Raw genomic sequence first — 15,846 nt, forward strand, 5'->3', positions numbered from 1 at the left:
TCGCGCGCCCTCCCCCGCCCGCCCTCTCCCCCGTCCGCCCTCTCCCCCGCTCCCCCGCCCGCGGGTTTTTGACCCGAACGTGTGCACTGGGCGCGGGTGACCATCCGACGATTCCCTCGTTCTGTTGAACGTGACTGCGCCGGATACCGCCACCCGCCCCCCGTCTCCCGATGTCGAGCAGGCCGAGGCCGCCATCGTCGAGCACTATCCCCGGCTGGTGCGGCTCGCCTACCTGGTGCTGCCGCCCGCCCTCGGCCGCAACCGCAGGGTGCTCACCGCCCATTCACTGGCCCAGCGGGCCCTGCCGCGCGGGCGGCGGGACACCGCGGCCGCCGTACGGGGCGGAGTCCCCGGCCAGCGCGGCGCCGAGGGGGACGCCGGGTACGCCTACGTCCGGCTGCGCGTCCTGCGGGCCGCGCTGGAGGCGGGGGTCCCGCTGACCTTCCGGGCCCTGCCCCGGCGGGCCCAACTCCCGCCGGCGCTGCCGCAGGTGTGGGGGCTGCGGCTGTTCCCCCGCTCCGGCGGGGCCGAGGAGCTGGCCCTGGACCAGTGGCTGGCCACCCTCGGCGGGCCCGGCCGCGCCGCCTGCGTGCTGCGCGCCCTGGAGGGGCTGTCCGAGTCGCAGGTGCTGCGGGTGCTGGACGAGGCCGGGGTCGCCGACCCGGCCGCCGCGGTCGCCGAATCCGGGGACCCGGCGAACGACGCCCTCTTCGCCTCCCCCGAATTCGACCCGTGCGTCCTCCAGGCCCGGCCCACCGATCTGCTGCGGCGGCGCCGCCTGGCGCGGGCGGCGCTGGCCGCCGGAGCCGCCCTCGCCGTGTGCGGGGCGCTCCTCGCGCTGCCCGGCGGGGGCTGGGGCGCGGACGGGGCCGCCGCTCCGCCCTACGCCCGCAACGCCGCGGCCGAGCAGGCCCTGGATCCGGCGAAGCTGCTGCGGGCCGCGCCCGCGCTGTGGCGTACGTCCTCCCGTACGGACTTCTCCGCCTGGCCCGCCCGCGGCGACCGGGCCGGCGACGCCGGGCTGCTGCGCCGCGCGCTGGCGGTCTGGGCCCGGCCCGGCTCCTCCGTCGTGGTCTCGGCCACCCCGGGCACCCCGTCCGGGCCGCCGATGGGCCCGGCGCAGCTGCTGTTCGCGGGCGTCGTCGACCAGGCCGTCGTGGTCCTGCTGTACGACGGGCTGCGCGTGGTCCGGTACGCCGAGCCGCGCGCGGGGGCCACCGGCGCCGCCCTCGACTTCGCCCGGACCGACGGGGCCTCGGCGGACACCGCGGCCGCCCTCGTGCTCAGCCGGGTCGACGGCAACGTCCGCTACCTCGCGGCGCCCTGGGTCACCGGTGCGGCCTTGCGGGACCTGCTCAAGCCGGGTGAGGCCCCGGCGCCGCTGAAGCTCGCCCCGGACGGGGTCACGCCGCCGGTGCAGAGCCCTGCCCCGGCGGGCAGCTGCACCGCGTGGAACGGCCTGGCCCTGACCGGCGACGGCGCCACCCGGCTGATCACCGACCTCGGTGAACTGACGCCGGCCCGGCTCACCTCGGGCGCCCCGGGGGCCGAGCGCGATGTGACCGAGGCCGCCGAGCTCACGGAATGGTCGCGGATCGCCTGCCTGCTCCCCTCGGTCCGCTCGCACGGGGTCCGCACGGTCAACGCCTGGACGTACGCCAAGCAGCCGCTGCCGGAGGGCGACGGTACGGCGACGTGGCTGTGCACGCGGGCCGAGACCTGGCTGGGCACCGCCGACCGGGCGCAGGCGCAGTTCCTGGCCCCGGGCTCCCCGCTGGCCGCCCAGGCGGCCCGCTCGGAGGGGTCGCCGGCCTGCGGGCCGCGCGAGCCGCGGGTGCTGGCGGGCGTGCTGTGGAAGTCGCGCGCGGGCCAGTGGTACGTCCTCGCGGCGGGCAGCGCGCAGTTCGCCTCGCTGTCGGTGTCGGGCGGCGGGGTGAGCGGTTCCGCGAACGGCAACCGGCTGGCGGTCAAGGCGCCGGCGGGCGCGCAGGTCGACCTGTCGGGCAAGCTCACGGACGGGTCGAAGGCCGGCGTGCTGCGCTAGTCCTGTCGTCACATCAGTGCCGTCGCGGCGGCCCGGCGGGGACCGTGGCAACAGGGTCTGGGGGTGGCTTGGCGGTCAGGCCGGGTCCGGGATGTCCCGTGCGGGCGCGGCGGGCGGAAATCGGGTGCACGGGGGTTCTCCTCGCCGCTACCCGTCAGTACATTGACGCCATGTCTAATACGCCGCCCGCCCCCGCCTCCCTGGCGTCGGAACACGTGGACCTGCAGCCCCGGAACGTGTCCTTCGGCTGGCAGGACACCCCGCTCCACTGGCTGCCCCACGACCCGTTCGCCGGGCACATGATCAATGTGCTGCACCTCCTGCTCCCGGCCGGGGAGCGGTGGTTCGTGCACGTCTACAAGCAGGTGCTCCCCCACATCAGGGACGAGCGGCTGCGCGCGGACGTCGTCGGCTTCATCGGCCAGGAGGCCATGCACGCCGCCGCGCACGACGACGTCCTGCCCCACCTCAAGCGGCTGGGCCTCGACCCGACCCCCTACACCGCCCAGGTGGACTGGCTCTTCGAGAAGCTGCTCGGCGACCGGACCCTGCCGCCGGGCCGGGCCCGGCACTGGTGGCTGATGGAGCGGGTGGCCATGATCGCGGCGATCGAGCACTACACGGCGTTCCTGGGCGACTGGGTGCTGAACGCCGGCGAGCTGGACCGCCGGGGCGCGGACCCCACCATGCTGGACCTGCTGCGCTGGCACGGCGCGGAGGAGGTCGAGCACCGCTCGGTGGCCTTCGACCTCTTCCTGCACGTGGACGGCAACTACGGCCGCCGCGTCCGGACCTGGGGGACCGCCTTCTGCGCGCTGGTCTTCCTGTGGCAGCGCGGCGTGCGCTTCTTCATGGAGAACGACCCGCAACTGGTCGACGGCAAGGCGTCCTTCGGGCAGTTCCTCCGGGCGGGGCGGCAGGGTGTCCTGCCCTCCGCCGGCGCGATGGCGCGCTCCATACCGACGTACCTCTCCCGCACCTACCACCCCTCGCAGGAGGGTTCGACGGCCCAGGCGGCGGCCTACCTGGCCGCCTCGCCCGGGGCGAACGGCGGTGTGCGTCCATGAGGCGCGTCCTCGCGGTCACGATGGCGGCGGGGGCCGCCTGGGCGGCCCGGCGCGCTGTGGGCCGCCGCGTCGCCACCTCCCCGCTCTGGCCCCTGCCGGCCCTGGAGACACCGGTCTCGGGCCACTCCCCGCGCCGCCGGCTGCACGCGGTGATCACCTCGCGCACCGAACCGGCCGAGGGGGTGCTGCTGCTGACCGTGGAGTCACCCGAGCTGCCGCCGTGGGCCCCGGGCGCGCACGTGGACGTCGTCCTGCCGTCGGGGCTGGTCCGCCAGTACTCCCTGTGCGGTGATCCGGCGGCCGCCGGTGCGTACAGGCTCGCGATCCGGCTGGTCGAGGACGGCCGCGGCGGCTCCCGCGAGGCGCACGCGCAGCTCATGGCGGGGGCCGGGCTGGAACTGCGCCCGCCGCGCAACCGGTTCGTGCTGGAGCCGGCCCCCTCGTACGTCTTCGTCGCGGGCGGCATCGGCATCACTGCGATCCTGCCGATGCTCCGGGCGGCCACGGTGGCGGGCGCCGACTGGACCCTGCTCTACGGTGGCCGTTCGCGCGCCTCGATGCCCTTCCTGGACGAACTGGCCGTCCACGGCGAGCGGGTCGCGGTCCTGCCCGAGGACGAGGTGGGCCTGCCCGACCTGGCGCCGGTCGCCACCGCCGGGCCGGGCACCCTCGTCTACTGCTGCGGCCCGCAGCCGCTGATGCGGGCCGTCACGGCAGCGGCCGCGGATCCGGCGGCCGTCCGCCTGGAGCGCTTCACCCCCTCGGCGCCGGGTCCGGCACGGCCGTTCACGGTCGAGCTGCGCCGCTCGGGGCGCACCGTGGAGGTCGGCGCCGACGAGACGGCGCTCTCGGCGGTGCGCCGGGTGCTTGCGGACGTCCCGTACTCCTGCGAGCAGGGTTTCTGCGGCACCTGCCAACACCGGTTCCTGGAAGGGGAGGTGGACCACCGCGACGAGCTGCTCACGGACCAGGAGCGCGCGGACTCGATGCTGCTGTGCGTGTCCAGGGCGAAGGACGAGCACCTCGCCCTGGACCTGTGACCTGTCCGAAGTAGGGTGTCCGCATGACGACCGGGGTGCGGCGCAGGATGGGTGTCGAGGAGCGGCGGCAGCAGCTGATCGGGGTCGCCCTGGAGCTGTTCAGCCACCGCTCCCCCGACGAGGTGTCGATCGACGAGATCGCTGCGGCCGCGGGGATATCGCGTCCGCTGGTCTACCACTACTTTCCGGGGAAGCTGAGCCTGTACGAGGCCGCGCTGCGGCGGGCCGCCGACGAGCTGGCGCTGGGGTTCGTGGAGCCCAGGCAGGGTCCGCTCGGTGCCCGGCTGCTGCGGGTGATGCGGCGGTTCTTCGCCTTCGTCGAAGAACACGGCCCGGGTTTCTCGGCGTTGATGCGCGGGGGCCCGGCGGTGGGGAGCAGCCAGACCAACGCCATGATCGACGAGGTGCGGCAGGCGGCGTACGAGCAGATCCTCACGCACCTCGGCGTCGACGAGCCGCCGGCGCGGCTGGAGCTGGTGGTGCGGTCCTGGGTGTCGCTGGCCGAGTCCACCGCGCTGATCTGGCTCGACGGGCAGCGGGGCGGCCCCGGCGCGGCCAGGGGCGGGATCCCGCGGGCGGAGCTGGAACTGCAGCTGGTGCACGACTTCGCCGCGCTGGCCGCCGTGAGTGCGGCCTACGACGCGGAGATGGCCGGGATCCTGGCGCGGATCCTGGCCGACGAGCCGGCGGACGGCCCCTTCGGGGAACTGGTGGTGCGGCTCGGTGCGCTGGTCGCGGGCGGCGCCGTGGGCGGGGTGCCCGGCCCGCGGTGATCTTGCGTCTGGCGATAATGCCCGCGTGATCATTGATGACGGGATCTTGTTCCGGCGGGCCGAGGAGAAGGACGCCGGCACGCTGGTGGCCCTGTACGACCAGGCTGCCCGCTGGATGCGCAAGCGCGGGATCGAACAGTGGAAGCCCGGCGACAAGGGCACCGCGCACTTCCGGGCCATGATGCGCGAGGGCGAGGTGTGGATCGCCGCCGACCCCGACGGACACCTGTGCGGGGCGTACGAACTGTGGTGGTCCGACGAGGACGCCTGGGGGGTCCAGCCTCCCGTGGCGGGCTACGTGCACCGGTTGATGGTGGCGCGCGACGCCGCTCCCGCCGGTGCCGGGCGCCGGATGCTCGAACATGCCGAGCGGCGGATCGCCAGGACGGGGCGGGAGCGGGCACGGCTGGACTGCGTCTCCACCAACCCCCGGCTGCTGGCGTACTACCTGGACGCGGGCTACCGGGTGGTCGGGGAGTTCCCCCACAAGCAGGGGAAGGACGGCAGGATCTACGGGGTGATCCTGCTGGAGAAGCGGCTGGACCGGCTCACCGTCGTGTGAAGACCGAGACGGTGCGGGCCGGGGTCGTGAACTCTCCCGTCCGCGCGTCGTAGGCGGACCGCTTGACCGTGGCGTCGGAGCCGGCCGCCTGTACCGGGTGCAGGGCGTAGGCGGTGCCCGCGAGGGCGGGGACGCGCTGGGCCTGCGCGGTGGGCGTGGCGTTGAAGACCACGACGAGGTCGCCGAGGGCCATGGTGATCACTCCCGGGGTCTCCTCCTTGCCGGAGAGCGGGAAGGACAGCTGCGCCTGCACGGCCTCGGCGGTGGTGAGGCCGAAGGCCCGTTCCGTGGTGCGGATCTTCAGCAGGTCGCGGTAGGCCGCCGAGGCGCCGGTGATCTCGGCGCAGGCCGGGACCGGGGCCGGGGAGGCCAGGAGCGGCTGGGCGTAGGGCCACTTCGGGGCGTTGTCGGCGGCCGGGGGCAGGCCGCGGCCGAAGCCGTTGCCGTCGCGGCAGTCCCAGTGGACGGCGTTGAACCAGTCGCCGCTGTCGTAGGAGTTGCGGTCCAGGGACTTCGAGCGGAGCAGGTCCGTGCCGGCCTGGGAGAGGGCCGGGCCCTGGGAGAGCGCGGCCGTCGCCATGGCCAGGACCTGCATCCGGGCCCTGTCCGGTGCGGTGGTGGCCGGGGGGAGCTTGTAGTTCAGGGCGTCGGCCAGGGTCTCGTTGTCGTGGGCGTCCACGTAGGCGAGGGCGTCACCGGGGGCGGCCGCGTACCCGGCCGGGGCGCCGTTGTAGTCGAGTTCGGAGCCCTTCGTCCGGCGGCCGGCGGTGTCGGTGAAGGTGTAGGCGGCGAGGTTGCCGGTCAGACCGATTTTGATCAGGTCCTGGGCGTGCAGCAGGCGGGCCTTCTGCTCTTCGGGGGCGCTGCCTGCGGCGGCTGCGTTGGGGTCGGTGAACAGGCCCGAGGCGAAGCCCTGGACGCGCGGGTCCTCGTCGAAGGGGCCGCCGCCGCGGACGGCGTCGCGCGCCCGGTCGGAGAAGGTGGCGATACCGGTTGCGGCCATGTTCTTCTGCGTGGCCTGGACGAAGCGGGCGTCGTCGGCGACCTCGCCGAAGTTCCAGCCCTCCCCGTACAGGACGATCTTCTTGCCGTCGACGCCGTCCTTGGCGACGGTGAGTTCGTCGAGGGCCTTGCGGACGGCGAGGATGTTGGCCTTCGGGTGGTGTCCCATGAGGTCGAAGCGGAAGCCGTCGACCTTGTACTGCCTGGCCCAGGTGACGACCGAGTCCACGACGAGGCGGCCCATCATGGCGTTCTCGGGCGCCGTGTCGGCGCAGCAGGTCGAGGTGGCGACGCTGCCGTCAGCGAGCAGGCGCTGGTAGTAGCCGGGGACGATCCGGTCGAGCACCGACGTGTCCGACTGCCCGGCGGCGACGGTGTGGTTGTAGACCACGTCCATGACGGTGCGCAGTCCGGCGTCGCCCAGCGACTGGACCATCCTGCGGAACTCCACCGTGCGGGCCGTGCCGTTCGGGTCGCTCGCGTAGCTGCCCTCGGGGACGGTGTAGTGCAGCGGATCGTAGCCCCAGTTGTAGGCGTCCTTCGCGGCGGCCGCGGCCACGCATGCCTGCTGCTGCGGGGAATCGGGCGCGTACACCTTCAGGTCGCAGGCGGGCTCGGTGCGGTCCTGCGGCTTCTCCGGAACGGTAGCGAAGTCGAAGGCGGGCAGCAGGTGGACGTAGGAGGTTCCGGCGGCGGCGAGGTCGCGCAGGTGCCGCATGCCCGCCGAGCCGGTGTCGGTGAAGGCCAGGTACTGGCCGGGGTGGGTGGTGGTGCGGTCCGCGACGGAAAAGTCGCGGATGTGCAGCTCCTGGATCTGCGCGGAGGTGAAGGGGACGGGCGCGGGCTTGCGCAGGGTCTTCCAGCCGGGCGGGGCGAGCTTGGGGTCGGCCAGGTCGACGACGAGGCTGTGGACGGAATCCGCGGTGAGGGCGGTGGAGTAGGGGTCGGTGACGAGGTTCTGGACCACCTGGCGGGTGCTGGGGGCCCAGACGGTGACGTCGTAGCGGTAGGGCTTTGCGGTCCAGGAGCGTTCGCCGCGCACCGACCAGACGCCGGTGGCGTCGTCGCGGCGCATGGCGACGGTGCGGCCGTCGAGTTCGAGGGACACCTGCTGGGCCGTCGGGGCCCAGACGGAGAGGGTGGGGCGGCCGTCCTTGAAGACGGGGCCGAGCGGTGCGTCGTTGGCGTACAGGTCGTCCAGGACGCCGGCGAGCTGCACGCCGGTGGCGGCCAGGACGGCGCCGTTGGCACTGCGGGCGCTCGCGACGAGCTGGCCGCGCAGGGCTTCGCGGACGCGGTCGCGGTCGCGCGGGTCGACGGTGTAAGCCCCGTAGGAGGCGAGGTGCGGGAACTTCTGCTTCTGGGCGGCGGTCAGCTCGGTCCTGGCTCCCAGCCGCAGCCACTGGGCACGGCCGGTCAGGGTGCCGTTCTCGGCCTTGACGGCGCCTTCGCGGGAGGCGAGGAGCTGTACGGAGGCGGCGGTGGCGGGGGCGTTCCAGGCGAGGGTGTCACCGTCGATCCAGACGGCCTGGGACTTGGTGAGGTCCAGGGCCGCGGCGGATCCGGCGGGTTGTGGAAGGAGGTACTTCTCCTGGCCGCCCAGCATCCACACCTCGTGGCCGGTGGCCTTCAGGTCCAGGGACTGATCGTTCGGGAGGTCCTTCTCGTCGCCCTTGTGGAGGATGTAGCCGAGGCTGGTGGCACCGGCGGCCAGCGGGACCTCGTAGACCGCGCCGTAGGAGTCGGTGCGGGTGGGGAGGATCGGCTTGGACCAGTCGGTGGGGTTCGCCGCTCCGGTCCAGACGTGCAGGCCCCAGCCGTCGTAGGCGCCGTCGGGGCGCTGGTAGTGAAGGACGGCCTTCGCCTGGTCCTGGGGCGGGTAGGCGGGGCGGTCGGTGCGGGCGGGCTCCGTGCCCTGCTCCAGCCAGATCTCGCCGGTCTTCGTCACGTCGATGGTGCGGTCGGCGGCGACGTCCTTGTTGCCGTCCTTGTCGATGACGAGGTAGCCGACGGAGGAGGCGCCGGGCTTGAGCTTGACGTACGCGAAGGCGCCGTAGGCGTCGCGGCCGGTGAAGTCGTGGCCGGCGGGCCAAGGAGTGGCCTCGCCGTCGGCGAGGTCGCCCCAGGCGTACAGCCGCCAGTTCGTGTAGTCGCCGTCGGGGCGGTGATAGTGGACGACGGCGTGGTCCCGCTGGGTGGCCGTGGGGGTCTCGGTGGGCGGGGCCTGGCCGGTGGCGGAGGTGGCGAGGGCGCTCGCGCTGCGGCCGGCGGAGTCGACGACGACGGCCTTGTAGCGCAGGGCGGTGCCGGCCGGGGTCTTGGCGTCGAGGTGCTGGGTGACCTTGTAGGGGGCGTGGTCGGCGGTGCCGAGGACCTGCCACTTGTCGGTGCCGGTCTGGGCGGCGAAGACGACCCGGTTCAGGCCGCCGCCGCTGACGTCGGCGGAGAGCTCGACGGTGCCGGTGGCGCCGGGGGCCGGGGCCTTGAGGGTCAGGGTGGGCTTGACGGCCGGCTTGGCGGCGGGCGTCACGGCCTGGAGGACGACGGAGCCGAGGGCCGGGACCGGGACGGTGAGCTTGCCGGCCGCCGAGGCGCGGATCAGCGCGGTGCCGCCGTACAGGGTGCGGTACTGGGCGCCGGCGGGGGCGTCGATCTCGACGGTGCGGGAGTCGGCGCCGTTGTTGGCGGCGACCAGGTACTCGGTGCGGGTCTTGGTGTCGGTGCGGGCGAAGGCGTAGAGGGAGCCGTCGGAGAAACGTTCGCTCTGGACGCCGTCCCGCAGCGCCGGGTGTGCCTTCGTCAGCTTCGAGAGAGCACTGATCTGCTGGTAGAGCGGGTGTTCCGGATCGTAAGCATCGCTCGCGTGCGTGCGCACCGTTCCGAGCTGGTCGTCGTCCAGGTAGTCGGCGACCCGCGTGGCGAACAGCGGCTGCCGGGCGTCCTTGTCGCCGCCCGCGCCGGTGAAGCCCTGCTCGTCGCCCGAGTAGACGACCGGGTTGCCGCGGGAGAAGAACATCAGCTCGTTGGCCAGCCGGTAGCGGTCGAGCAGTTCCTGCTCGCCGGCGCCCGGCCGGTCCTGCCGGAGGAAGGTCCCGAAGCGGCCCATGTCGTGATTGCCTAGGAAGGTGACCTGCTCGTAGGCGTTGGCCTTGTCGGTGGTGTAGCGGTAGTCGTCACCGAGGACGGCGGCCAGCCGTCCGGCCGCCGCGCCCTGGGAGGCGTAGGCGCGGATCGCGTCCTGGAGCGGGAAGTCGAGGGTGGCGTCGAGGCGGCCGCGTGTCACGTAGGGGGAGGTGACGGCGGTGTCGGCGGAGTAGACCTCGCCGAACATGAAGAAGTCGTCCCGGCCACGCTTCGCTGCGTACGCGTCGAGGGCGGTGGCCCACTGGGTCCAGAAGCCGGTGTTGACGTGCTTGACCGTGTCGATACGGAAGCCGTCGATCCGGAAGTCCTTGACCCACTTCTCATAGATCTTCTCCATCCCTTCGACGACCTCGGGGCGCTCGGTCCACAGGTCGTCGAGGCCGGAGAAGTCACCCTGCTCGGAGGACTCCCCGGCGAAGGTGGAGTCACCCCGGTTGTGGTACATCGACGGGTCGTTGAGCCAGGCGGGGACCTTCAGGTCCTTCTTCGCCGCGGGGACGAACGGCGTGCGGGGGAAGGAGTCGGCGCCGGTCTTCGGGAAGGCGCGCCCGCCCGCGGCGTAGTCCGCGTCGTCGAAGGGGACGCCGTCCTTCGTCAGGTAGGGGAACGCCCCCTTCGACAGGTACGAGGAGGACCCCTCGCGGTAGTCGACGACATCGGCGGTGTGGTTGGTGATGACGTCGAAGAAGACCTTCATCCCCTTGCCGTGGGCCTTGTCGATCAGCCGTTCCAGGTCGGCGTTCGTGCCGAAGTGCGGGTCGACCTGGGTGAAGTCGGTGATCCAGTAGCCGTGGTAGCCGGCCGAGACGTCGGCGCCCTTGCCCTGTACCGGCTGGTTCTTGAAGATCGGCGCCATCCAGATGGCGGTCGTCCCCAGTCCCTTGATGTAGTCGAGCCGGTCGGTGAGGCCCTTCAGGTCACCGCCCTGGTAGAAGCCCTTGTCCGCCGGGTCGAAGCCGGTCTCCAGCCGGCTGCCGGTGAGGCCGCCCCGGTCGTTGCGCGGGTCGCCGTTGGCGAAGCGGTCCGGGAGGACGAAGTAGAACTGCTCCCGGGTCAGGTCGTGGCGGGCCGGCTCGGCGGCGAGTTTCGCGTCCGAGGGCGGGCCGGGCGCGGCGGCCGGCGCGGCCGCCGCGGGGAGGGCGGGCAGGAGCGTCACGGCCAGGGCGGCGGCGAGGGCTCCTGCGGCAGGGCGTATCAAGGCGGGTCTCCTTGGTCACGTAGCGCGTGGTCGGTGGCGGGAGGGGAGGTCAGTTGCGCCAGGTGTCGGCCGGCGTGACCTTGCCGTTCGCGGGGACGGTGGCGGTGCGGTCGGGCCCGCTCTCCCAGGTGACGTTGCCGGCGGCGTCCTTGCGGACGTACTTGTACGCGAAGGCGGTGCCCGCCGGAAGGCTGACGTCGAGCTTCCAGACGGGGTAGGCCGCCGGGTCGAGCTTCAGTGCGCCGGCGGGGTTCCAGTTGCCGAGCTCGGCGCGGTCCCCGGTGACGTAGATGTTCTGGCCGGGGACGGTGGTGGCGTTGACGGCGAAGGAGACGCCGGGGGCGGACGCGGGCGGCGGGGTGGGGGCGCCGGAGCAGGTGCGGGCGTTGACGTGCAGGGCCACGGCGGTGTCGGCGCCGAGGGTGGCGGTGAAGCGGCCGCCGGAGTCGACGCGCACCGTGCGGCCGCTCTGCACGTCGCAGTAGTCGCCCGCCGCCAGCGAGGTCTGGAAGGTCCGCGTCAGCGCGGCGCCCTCGTGGTTGACGGCCACGTACGCCTTGGCGCCCCGCCCGAAGGCGATCTGGTCGCCGCCGTTGTCCCACCAGTCGGTGACGGCCTGGCCGCGGGCGGCGTTGCGGAAGGCGACCATGGAGGAGATCTCCCGCCAGGCGTGCTGGCACGTCCAGCCGTCGGCGTAACAGGCTTTCACGGCGCCCCCGTTCGGCGGACCGGCGTCCTTGTCGGTCCACTCGTAGCCGGAGTGCACGTCCGGCGACCCGTAGGGCCAGGCCAGCATGAAGACGTGGGCGAGGGTGTAGGCGGCGCCGTCCTTGTGGGTGAGGGTGTCGCCGCCGCGCTCGGTGTCGTGGTTGTCGACGAAGACGGCCGAGGAGCCGCTCGGCATGTACCCCCACGCCTCGCCGAAGTTCTTCAGGTGCGCGAGGTCCTCGTTCAGGAACATCCGCTTGAGGTCGCGCGCGTACCGGAACTCCTGTACGTCGCCGTTGCCGAGGTACTCGCTCGGCGAGACGGCCTCGCCGGCGCCGTGGATCGCCTCCTGCTTCCAGTAGGCCCCCGGGCTGGTCAGGCGGGACTTGATGTTCGCGAGGTCGGCGGCCGGCATGTGCTTGGCGCCGTCGATCCGGAAGCCGTCGACGCCCAGGGACAGCAGGTCGTTGAGGTACCCGGCGATGCGGCCCCGTACGTAGTCCTCGCCGGTGTCCAGGTCGGCGAGCTGCACGAGTTCGCAGTTCTGGACGTTGCCCCGGTCCTGATAATTCGAGATCGAGGCCCGGCAGTCGTCCATGTCGGCACCCGAATAGAGCCCCGGATAGCTGTACTTCGTATACGAAGATCCCCCGGTGCCGGTGAAGGTGGCGCCGGCGTCCGCCGGACCGGCCATGTGGTTGATGACGGAGTCGACGACGACCTTGACCCCGGCGGCGTGACAGGTTTCGACCATGGCCTTGAAGGCGGCACGGTCGCCCAGCCGGCCGGCGATCTTGTAGCTGACGGGCTGGTACGAGGTCCACCACTGCCCGCCCTGCACGTGCTCCTGCGGCGGCGACACCTGGACGTAGCCGTAGCCGGCGGCCCCGAGGCTGTCGGCGCAGGCCCGCCCCACGGACTCGAACTTCCACTCGAAGAGCACGGCGGTGACGTCCCGCTCCCCCGGGGGCGCGGCCTGCGCCTGCGGCGCCTGCCCGGTGAGCGTGGCGGCGGCGAGCGCGACGGCGGTCACCAGGGCTCTGAGGGTTCTGACGGTGGGGGGCATGCGGATTCCTCCTGGCGGGCAGAGGTGGGGATTGCTCGCGACCGTAGGGGCCACCCGGAAGTGGTGCAAGGCCTTGCGCAAGAGATTGCAGATTTGTTTCCGACCGCGTGTCCCCGCCGCGACGCCGGCGCACCCCGGACGACTCGGTCCGCGGCCGGCGGCGCCCGCGCGGGAACGGCCGTAAGGTCCACGCAGTACACCGACCACCGACACCGCAGGAGGCCGTCATGGCGAGCGACATCGTGATCGCGCAGACGTCCGTCGACAACGAACACGCGGCGAAGGAGCTGGCGCGGGGCGCGGTGGAGGCCCGACTGGCCGCCTGTGCGCACGTCGACGCCCCTTCGACCGCCGTCTACCGGTGGAAGGGGACCGTCGAGACGGCGACCGAGTGGCGCGTCTCCTGCAAGACGACCCGGGACCGGCTTCCCGCGCTCAGCGCGTGGGTCGCGCAGCAGCACGCCTACGACGTACCCGAGTGGATCGTCCTGGCGGTGGACGGCGGCTCGGACGCCTACATGGCCTGGGTCGCCGAGGAGACCCGCTAGTGCTGCGACCGGAAGGGTCCACCGGGTCGCGGCGCCCGGCAAACCCTTCCGGGGCACAGCACTAGGGCACCTGCGCCGTGGACCCCCGCACCACCAGTTCCGGCTGGAAGACGTACTCCGTGCGCTGGACCGGGGTGCCCGACACCGCCTCCAGCAGGGCGCCCACCGCAGCCGTCGCCATCGCGCGTACCGGCTGGCGCACCGTCGTCAGCGGCGGATCCGTGAACGCGATCAGCGGGGAGTCGTCGAAGCCGACCACCGACACGTCCTGCGGCACCCGCAGACCCCGCTCGCGGGCCGCCCGGATGACGCCCAGCGCCATCGGATCGCTGCCGCACACGATGCCCGTGCAGCCGCGGTCCAACAGGGCCATGCCGGCCGCGTGTCCGCCCTCCACCGTGAAGAGCGTGCACTGGATCAGCCCGTCCGCCTCCGCCTCCGGCAGCGCCGCGCGGAACCCCTGCTCCTTGCGGGCCGACGGCACGTACCGCGTCGGCCCGATCGCGAGCCCGATCCTGCGGTGCCCCAGGTCCTGCAGGTGCCGTACGGCCATGTCCGCCGCCGCCCGGTCGTCCGGGGAGATGAACGGGGCGTTCACCTGCTCGTTGAAGCCGTTGATCAGAACGAACGGCACCCCGCGCGCCGCCAGTCGCTGGTAGCGCGCGGGGTCCGCGTGGGCGTCGGCGTGCAGGCCCGACAGGAACACGATCCCGGTGACACCGCGCTCCTCCAGCTGTTCCACCAGTTCGTCCTCGGTGGCCCCGCCCGGAGTCTGCGTGCACAGCACCGGCGTGTAGCCGTGCCCGGCCAACGCCTGCTCTATGACCTGCGCGAACGCCGGGAAGATCGGGTTGGTGAGCTCCGGGATCAGCAGCCCGACCAGCCCGTTGCTGCGCCGTTTGAGCCGTACGGGCCGCTCGTAGCCCAGCAGGTCGAGCGCGGCCAGCACCCTGTGCCGGGTGCCGGCCGCCACGCCCGGTTTGCCGTTGAGCACGCGACTGACGGTCGCCTCGCTGACCTGGGCCTGCGCGGCGATGTCCGTCAGCCTCAGCGGGGAAGTCACCCCTGCCACCACACCGTGGTGTCCGCCGGAAGGACATCGGGGTCGGCGAGGTCACCGCTCGCCAGCAGCACCGTGCCCGGCGCGGGCAGCCGTACCGGCTCGTCCGTGGTGTTCACGGTGCAGACGAAGTCTCCGCGCCGGAAGGCCAGTACGCCGGCCGGGGTGGGCAGCCACTCGACGCCGTCGCCCGCGCCCAGCGCCGGGTGCGCGCGCCGCACCCGCAGCGCGGAGCGGTACAGCTCCAGCGTGGACTGGGGGTCGCCGGTCTGCGCCTCCACGCTGAGCCCGGCCCATTCGACGGGCTGCGGGAGCCAGCTGCCGCCGGTCCCGAAGCCGTACGGGGCCTGGTCGCCGCTCCACGGGATCGGTACGCGACAGCCGTCGCGGAGCCCGTCCTGGCCGTTCGCCTTGAAGAAGGAGGGGTCCTGGCGCACCTCGTCCGGGAGGTCCACCACCTCCGGGAGGCCGAGCTCCTCGCCCTGGTAGACGTACGCCGACCCGGGTAGGGCCAGCATCAGCAGCGCGGCGGCGCGGGCCTTCTCCAGGGTGCCGAAGCGGGTGCGGTGACGGACCACGTCGTGGTTGGACAGCACCCAGGTGGTGGGGGCGCCGACGGGCCGCATCGAGTCGAGCGACTCGTCGATGGTGGCGCGCAGGGCCTCGGCGTCCCAGCCGGTGTTCAGGTAGTGGAAGTTGAAGGCCTGGTGCAGCTCGTCGGGGCGCAGGTAGAGGGCGGTGCGGTCCGCGCTCGGCGTCCACGCCTCGGCGACGCCGATGCGGTCTCCCGCGTACTCGTCGAGGACCCGCCGCCAGGAGCGGTAGATCTCGTGGACGCCGTCCTGGTCGAAGAAGGGCAGCACCTGGTTGCCGAGGAGCTTGAGCTGCTCGCCGCGGCCGAGGTCCGGCAGGCCGGGGGCCTTGACCAGGCCGTGGGCGACGTCGATGCGGAAGCCGTCGGCGCCGAGGTCGAGCCAGAAGCGCAGGATGGAGCGGAACTCGTCCTGGACGGCGGGGTGTTCCCAGTTGAAGTCGGGCTGCTCGGAGGCGAAGAGGTGCAGGTACCACTCACCGTCCGGGGTCCGGGTCCAGGCGGGACCGCCGAAGATGGACTCCCAGTCGTTGGGCGGCAGTTCGCCGTTCGCGCCCTGCCCGGCGCGGAAGTGGAATCGCTCGCGCAGGGGGCTGCCGGGGCCTTCGCGCAGCGCCTGCTTGAACCACTCGTGCTGGTCGGAGCAGTGGTTGGGGACGAGGTCGACGATGATGCGCAGACCCAGGGCGTGGGCTTCGCGGATCACCGCGTCGGCGTCGTGCAGGGTGCCGAACATCGGGTCGATGGCCCGGTAGTCGGCGACGTCGTAGCCGGCGTCGGCCTGCGGGGAGGCGTAGAAGGGGCTGAGCCAGACGGCGTCGACCCCGAGGTCCCTGAGGTAGGGCAGGCGGCTGCGGATGCCTTCGAGGTCCCCCATGCCGTCCCCGTTGGAGTCGGCGAAACTGCGCGGATAGACCTGGTAGATCACCGCTTCTCTCCACCAGCCGGGCAGGGTGCCGGTGGAGGTGGGAAGTGCGTCGGCGAGGTGCTGGGTCATGTCGTCCTTGAAGAGATCGGGCCGGTCGGGAGGGCGGGTGGGTGG

10 protein-coding genes are annotated in these 15,846 nt (G+C 73.0%); 6 read left to right on the plus strand and 4 right to left on the minus strand.

Annotated features, from left to right (window positions below; genetic code table 11):
- The first annotated feature begins 130 nt into the window (after nucleotides 1-130).
- The 5 genes from AMK16_RS14540 to AMK16_RS14560 all read left to right on the plus strand — a co-directional run bounded on the left by AMK16_RS14540 (nucleotide 131) and on the right by AMK16_RS14560 (nucleotide 5,486).
- On the plus strand, nucleotides 131-2,044 hold the full coding sequence (locus tag AMK16_RS14540) for a hypothetical protein (protein ID WP_242438729.1): 1,914 nt from the start codon (nucleotides 131-133) through the stop codon (nucleotides 2,042-2,044).
- A 170-nt stretch (nucleotides 2,045-2,214) separates the two neighbouring features.
- A complete protein-coding gene (locus AMK16_RS14545; RefSeq protein ID WP_073914605.1) occupies nucleotides 2,215-3,111 on the plus strand; it encodes a metal-dependent hydrolase in 897 nt (298 codons plus the stop codon).
- Nucleotides 3,108-4,151, plus strand: a complete 1,044-nt coding sequence (locus AMK16_RS14550) for a PDR/VanB family oxidoreductase (protein WP_073914606.1) — start codon at nucleotides 3,108-3,110, stop codon at nucleotides 4,149-4,151. The genes AMK16_RS14545 and AMK16_RS14550 overlap by 4 nt, the downstream gene beginning before the upstream one ends.
- Nucleotides 4,152-4,174: 23 nt before the next feature.
- On the plus strand, nucleotides 4,175-4,924 hold the full coding sequence (locus AMK16_RS14555; RefSeq protein ID WP_073914608.1) for a TetR/AcrR family transcriptional regulator: 750 nt from the start codon (nucleotides 4,175-4,177) through the stop codon (nucleotides 4,922-4,924).
- Nucleotides 4,925-4,949: 25 nt separating this feature from the next.
- On the plus strand, nucleotides 4,950-5,486 hold the full coding sequence (locus AMK16_RS14560; RefSeq protein ID WP_073914609.1) for a GNAT family N-acetyltransferase: 537 nt from the start codon (nucleotides 4,950-4,952) through the stop codon (nucleotides 5,484-5,486).
- Here the strand turns inward: AMK16_RS14560 and pulA are convergent.
- Together pulA and AMK16_RS14570 are read right to left on the minus strand one after the other, a co-directional pair.
- The gene (gene pulA, locus AMK16_RS14565; protein WP_073914611.1) at nucleotides 5,473-10,830 is read right to left on the minus strand and encodes a pullulanase-type alpha-1,6-glucosidase; all 5,358 of its coding nucleotides are present in this window, start codon (nucleotides 10,828-10,830) and stop codon (nucleotides 5,473-5,475) included. The genes AMK16_RS14560 and pulA overlap by 14 nt on opposite strands.
- Before the next feature lie 49 nt (nucleotides 10,831-10,879).
- On the minus strand, nucleotides 10,880-12,604 hold the full coding sequence (locus AMK16_RS14570) for a carbohydrate-binding module family 20 domain-containing protein (RefSeq protein ID WP_079191509.1): 1,725 nt from the start codon (nucleotides 12,602-12,604) through the stop codon (nucleotides 10,880-10,882).
- A gap of 227 nt (nucleotides 12,605-12,831) precedes the next feature.
- Between AMK16_RS14570 and cutA the strand changes: the two genes are divergently transcribed.
- Entirely contained in the window at nucleotides 12,832-13,152 is a 321-nt protein-coding gene (gene cutA / locus AMK16_RS14575; protein WP_073914612.1) for a divalent-cation tolerance protein CutA, read from the plus strand.
- A 61-nt stretch (nucleotides 13,153-13,213) separates the two neighbouring features.
- On the opposite strand, the gene AMK16_RS14580 is transcribed toward cutA, so the two are convergent.
- Together AMK16_RS14580 and AMK16_RS14585 are read right to left on the minus strand one after the other, a co-directional pair.
- A complete protein-coding gene (locus AMK16_RS14580; RefSeq protein WP_242438730.1) occupies nucleotides 13,214-14,224 on the minus strand; it encodes a LacI family DNA-binding transcriptional regulator in 1,011 nt (336 codons plus the stop codon).
- On the minus strand, nucleotides 14,212-15,801 hold the full coding sequence (locus AMK16_RS14585; protein ID WP_073914615.1) for a glycoside hydrolase family 13 protein: 1,590 nt from the start codon (nucleotides 15,799-15,801) through the stop codon (nucleotides 14,212-14,214). The genes AMK16_RS14580 and AMK16_RS14585 overlap by 13 nt, the downstream gene beginning before the upstream one ends.
- Nucleotides 15,802-15,846: the final 45 nt, after the last annotated feature.

Origin of the sequence: Streptomyces sp. CB00455 (genome assembly GCF_001905445.1) — a bacterium.
Classification (GTDB): Bacteria; Actinomycetota; Actinomycetes; order Streptomycetales; family Streptomycetaceae; genus Streptomyces.